This window comes from Stenotrophomonas sp. 05L44_2, assembly GCF_056665995.1.
In genome coordinates, this window is sequence record NZ_JBFTNR010000536.1 from 1 (window position 1) to 5,398 (window position 5,398).

Genomic DNA, 5,398 nt, shown 5'->3' on the forward strand with positions numbered 1-5,398 from the left:
GACGTGGTCGCCGGACCAGAAGTGGCTGGCCTGACGTGGTCGCCGGACCAGAAGTGGCTGGCCTTCAACCAGGTCGATGCCGCTACCGGGGCCAATGAGCTGTGGCTGGTGGACGTGGCTGGCGGCAGCGCCCGTCGCCTGGTCGCCGGCCTGAACACCGTTCTGGGCAGTGGCTACCAGTGGTTGCCGGACAGCCGAGGCCTGGTGGTGTTCACCCGCCCGGCCAACCTTGGCGCCGCCCCGGCTGCAGATGGCATCCCGACCGGCCCGGCCGTGCAGCAGACCAGCCAGGGCGGTGGCGTGGTGTCCATCCGCACCTACCAGGACCTGCTGAAGAACGAGGCCGACGCGCGCCAGTTCGATTACTACGCCACCACCCAACCGATGGAAGTGGGGCTGGACGGGCAGAGCCGTGCCATTGGTGCGGCCGGCATTTTCATGGGTTTTGCGGTGTCGCCCGACGGCCGCTTCGTGCTCAGCCAGCCGGTGCAGCGTCCGTACTCCTACGTGGTGCCGCTGAGCAGCTTCCCGCGCCGTATCGAAGTGCTCGACCGCAGCACCGGCAAGCTGGTGCATACCGTGGCCGTACGGCCGCTGGTGGAAGGCCTGCCGACCGGCAACGATGCCGAAGTGACCGGCGTGCGTGACATCAGCTGGCGTGGCGATGCCGATGCCACTCTGGTCTGGGCCGAAGCGCAGGATGGTGGCGACCCGAACAGGGAAGCCAAGGTGCGCGATGCGGTGTTCATGCAGGCCGCACCGTTCGACACGCCGCCGGTGACCCTGGCCCAGCTCGGCAGCCGCTATGCCGGCATCAGCTGGGGCCGCGGCGACCTTGCCCTGCTCAACGAATCGTGGTGGAAGACCCGCCGCAGCAAGACCTGGCTGATCGCACCGGACAACGCCAGCGCCGATGCCAGGCTGCTGTGGGATCGCGACGCGCAGGACCGCTACGCCGATCCGGGCCGCCCGCTGATGGCCAGTGATGACCGCGGCCGCTCGCTGCTGCAGACCACCGCTGATGGCGGCAGCCTGTACCTGGCCGGTGCCGGTGCATCGCCGGAAGGCGACCGTCCGTTCGTTGATCGCTTCGACGTGGCCAGCGGCAAGGCAACCCGCCTGTTCCATTCGCAGGCACCGACCTACGCCGCGCCGGTAACGCTGCTGGATGCGCAGGCCAGTTCGCTGCTGATCAGCCGCGAGAGCCCGGACGAGCCGACCAACTTCTACGTGCAGTCGCTGGCCGACACCAACGCCGCACCGCGTGCGCTGACCCATTTCGCCCATCCGCTGCCGCAGCTGAAGGGCGTGCAGAAGGAGCAGATCCGCTACAAGCGCAAGGACGGCGTGGACCTGACCGCGACCCTGCTGCTGCCGCCGGGCTATGACCCCAAGCGCGATGGTCCGCGGCCGCTGCTGATGTGGGCCTACCCGGGTGAGTTCAAGAGCGCGGCGGCCGCCAGCCAGGTGACCGATTCGCCGTACCGCTTCAACGCCATCAGCTACTGGGGCCCGCAGGCGTTCCTGGCCAAGGGCTATGTGGTGCTGGCCAGCCCGTCGATGCCGATCATCGGCGAAGGCGACAAGGAACCCAACGACACCTACATCGAACAGTTGGTGGCCAATGCGCAGGCCGCAGTGGACGAGGTGGTGCGGCGTGGCGTGACCGACCGCGAGCACATCGCCATCGGTGGCCACTCCTACGGTGCGTTCATGACCGCCAACCTGCTCGCGCACACCCGCCTGTTCAAGGCCGGTATCGCGCGCAGCGGCGCCTACAACCGCACGCTCACCCCGTTTGGTTTCCAGGCCGAAGAGCGCAACTACTGGCAGGCGCAGGACGTGTACCAGAAGATGGCGCCGTTCAATTACGCCGACAGGATCAAGGATCCGATCCTCTTCATCCACGGCGTGGACGACAACAACTCGGGCACCTTCCCGATGCAGAGCGAACGCATGTTTGCCGCAGTGAAGGGGCTGGGCGGCACCGCCCGCCTGGTGATGCTGCCGAACGAGTCGCATGCCTACCGCGCACGCGAATCGATCATGACGATGCTGGCCGAAAGCGAACGCTGGCTGGAGCAGAACCTCGGCCCGGTGCAGCAGGGCAAGGCGAAGAAGACGCGCTGACCAGTGCTGGTAGTGCCGGGGGGCGCAACGTGAGGTTGCCGGCCAGCGGCCGGCACTACCAGATGAAACCATTTCTGCAGCGCAGCACGGCACGCGTTCTGGTTTAGGCTTGGGGTCTGGATCCGTTGACCGAGGCCTGTGCGTCGCCGATGAACGAGTACCGCAGCAGTATCGAATTCGCTTCCCCTGATCTTCCCTTGCGTGACGACGTGCGCCGTCTGGGTGCACTGGTCGGTGACCTGCTGGTCGAGCAGGTATCGGCCGCCTTTCTCGATGACGTCGAGGACGTGCGCACGCGTGCCATTGCCCGCCGCGAGAACCAGGCGCCGCTGTCAGAGCTGGCCGACGGCCTGGCTGGGCGTGAACCGCAGCAGGCCGAGACAATGGTGCGTGCGTTCAGTACCTACTTCCAGGTGGTCAACATCGCCGAGCGCGTGCATCGCATCCGTCGCCGCCGCGACTACCAGCGCGCCGTTGCCGCCGCGCCGCAACCCGATGGCCTGCAGGATGCCCTGCAGCACCTGAAGGCGCAGGGCGTCGGCCTGGATGAACTGGCACAGTGGCTGCCACGCATCGATATCGAGCCGGTGTTCACCGCGCACCCGACCGAGGCGGTGCGCCGCGCGCTGCTGGAGAAGGAACAGCTGATGGTGGCCAGCCTGGTCGACAACCTCGACGGCCAGCGCACGCCGGGTGAAGCAGCCGCAGATGCCGCGCGTTTCCGCATGGCGTTGACCGCCTCGTGGCAGACCACCGATTCCTCGCCGGTGCGCCCGACCGTGGACGACGAACGCGAGCACGTCGGCTTCTATCTGGTGCAGGTGCTGTACCGGGTGATCCCGGTGCTGTACGAATCGCTGCAACAGGCACTGCGCGATACCTATAGCGCGGAACTGCCGCTGCCGCGCCTGCTGCGTTTCGGCACGTGGGTGGGCGGCGACATGGACGGCAATCCCAATGTGGATGCGCACACCATCCGCAATACGCTGGATGCACAGCGCGTTGCCGTGCTGGGCCGCTACCAGAAGGAACTGCTGCAGCTGGCCAGCCTGCTCAGCCAATCCACCGAGCGGGTTGGGGTGAGCGATGCACTGCAGGCGCGCGTCGCGCATTACCAGCAGTTGCTGCCGCAGGTGCAGTCGCGGCCACGCCATGCCGACATGCCATATCGGTTGCTCAATGACCGCATGCGCGCACGCCTGCAGGCCACGCTGGATGATGCCGACGGCGCCTATGCCGGCCCGGACGAGCTGATCGACGACCTGCAGCTGATCCTCGACAGCCTGCGCGCGAACCGGGGCGAACATGCCGGCGGCTTCGCGGTGCAGCGCCTGTTGTGGCGGGTGAAGACCTTCGGTTTCCATCTGGCGCGGCTGGATGTGCGCCAGGAATCGAGCGTGCATGCGCGCGCGCTGGCGGCAGTGCTGGGGGGCGATGCGGCATGGGACGCATTGGATACAGCGGGTCGCGCACGCCTGCTGGCACCGCATGCCAGTGGTGAAACACCATTGCCTGTTGGCGATGATGAGGGCAACCAGCGCTTGGATGCAGTGTTCGCGGCCTTGGCCGATGCCCGTGCGCGGCATGGTGGCGACGCGCTGGGCAGCTACATCATCTCGATGGCGCACGACCGTGGCGATGTGCTGGCGGTGCTGGCCCTGGCGCGTCGTGGCGGCCTGGTCGATGACGCCGGCCACGTGCCGCTGGATATCGCGCCGCTGTTCGAAACCGTGGACGACCTCAAGCGCGGCACCGCGACGCTGCGCGATCTGCTGGCCGATCCGGTGTACCGCGCGCACCTGCGTGCACGCGAGGACGTGCAGATGGTGATGCTCGGCTATTCGGACAGCAGCAAGGATGGTGGCATTGCCGCATCACGCTGGGGCCTGCAGCGCGCGCAGGTGGAGCTGCTGGAAGTGGCTGCCGAAGCGGGCCTGCGCCTGACCTTCTTCCATGGCCGCGGTGGCTCGATCAGCCGCGGTGGTGGCAAGACCACGCACGCGGTCGATGCCTCGCCACGCGGCAGCATCGATGGCCGCCTGCGGGTGACCGAGCAGGGCGAGGTGATCCACCGCAAGTACGGCATCCGCGCGCTGGCATTGCGTTCGCTGGAGCAAGCCACCGGTGCGGTGCTGCGCGCCAGCCTGCGCCCGCGTGCCGCCGAACCGCGCGAGGATGATTGGCGGCCGGTGATGGACGTGGTCGCCGGTTCCAGCAGCGAGGTCTATCGGGCGTTCGTCGGCCAACCGCGTTTCATGGATTACTTCCGTACCGCCACGCCGATCGATGTGATTGAACGGATGACGCTGGGATCGCGGCCGTCGCGCCGGCTCGGCCAGGATGCGGCCTTGACCAACCTGCGCGCGATTCCGTGGGTGTTCGCCTGGAGCCAGGCGCGCGCGGTGATTCCGGGCTGGTATGGGGTCGGCAGCGGCCTGCAGGCGGCCGCCGACGCCGGCCATGAAGCCACGTTGCGTGAAATGGCGCGGGACTGGCCGTTCTTCCGCACGTTCCTGGATGACATCGCGATGGTGCTGTCCAAGGGGGATATCACCATCGCCGAACAGTTCTCGCGCCTGTCCGGCGAGCTGCACGATGCGTTCTTCCCGCAGGTCGAGCGCGAACTGGAGCTGACCCGGCACTGGCTGCTGGCGCTGATGGAGCAGCAGACCCTGCTGGACCACGACGCGCGGCTGGCGCTGTCGATCCGCCTGCGCAATCCCTATGTGGACCCGATCAGCGTGCTGCAGGTGGACCTGCTGCAGCGCTGGCGCGAAAGCGGGCGCGAGGACGACGACCTGCTGCGTGCGCTGGTGGCCTGCGTGAATGGTGTCTCGCAGGGCGTGCAGAACACGGGGTGATCCGCATCCGCCGGGCATGGCCCGGCGAATTCGCAATGGTAGTGCCGGGTGCCGAGCCCGGTCGGCGCGCTTTCATTCTTCCGGTGACGGCGGATTGGACGCCAGCAGTTCCAGATGCCGCTGCTCCATTTCCTGCCGAAGTTGGCGGCGGATCAGCGCCGCGGCCTGCCGGCGCTTTTCATCCGAACTGGCCGGCTGCAGCGATGGAACCGGCGTCGGCCGGCCGTCCTCGTCCACCGCCACCATGGTGAAGAAGCAGCTGTTGGCGTGGCGCACGCTGCGCTTGAGGATGTCCTCGGCCACCACCTTGACGCCGATTTCCATCGACGAGGTACCGGTGTAGTTCACCGAGGCAAGGAAGGTGACCAGTTCGCCCACCGCGATCGGCTGGCGGAACACTACCTGGT

3 protein-coding genes are annotated in these 5,398 nt (G+C 67.4%); 2 read left to right on the forward strand and 1 reads right to left on the reverse strand.

Going from position 1 to position 5,398, the window contains the following annotated elements; all coding sequences use genetic code 11:
* Both AC1VAN_RS17005 and ppc read left to right on the forward strand, forming a co-directional pair.
* The coding region (locus AC1VAN_RS17005) for an alpha/beta hydrolase family protein (RefSeq protein ID WP_480986271.1) at positions 1-2,130 on the forward strand (2,130 nt) is incomplete at its 5' end.
* 149 nt (positions 2,131-2,279) lie between these two features.
* Complete coding sequence (gene ppc / locus AC1VAN_RS17010) at positions 2,280-4,991, forward strand: phosphoenolpyruvate carboxylase (protein ID WP_442252413.1); 2,712 nt, start codon at positions 2,280-2,282, stop codon at positions 4,989-4,991.
* A gap of 72 nt (positions 4,992-5,063) precedes the next feature.
* Here ppc and AC1VAN_RS17015 read toward each other — a convergent pair.
* Positions 5,064-5,398 (reverse strand): acyl-CoA thioesterase (locus AC1VAN_RS17015; protein WP_480986272.1); only part of this gene is annotated, 335 nt, incomplete at its 5' end.

Coding starts and splice junctions, on each gene's coding strand:
- ppc (WP_442252413.1), top strand. CDS start 2,280: ATGAACGAGTACCGCAGCAGTATCGAATTCGCTTCCCCTGATCTTCCC.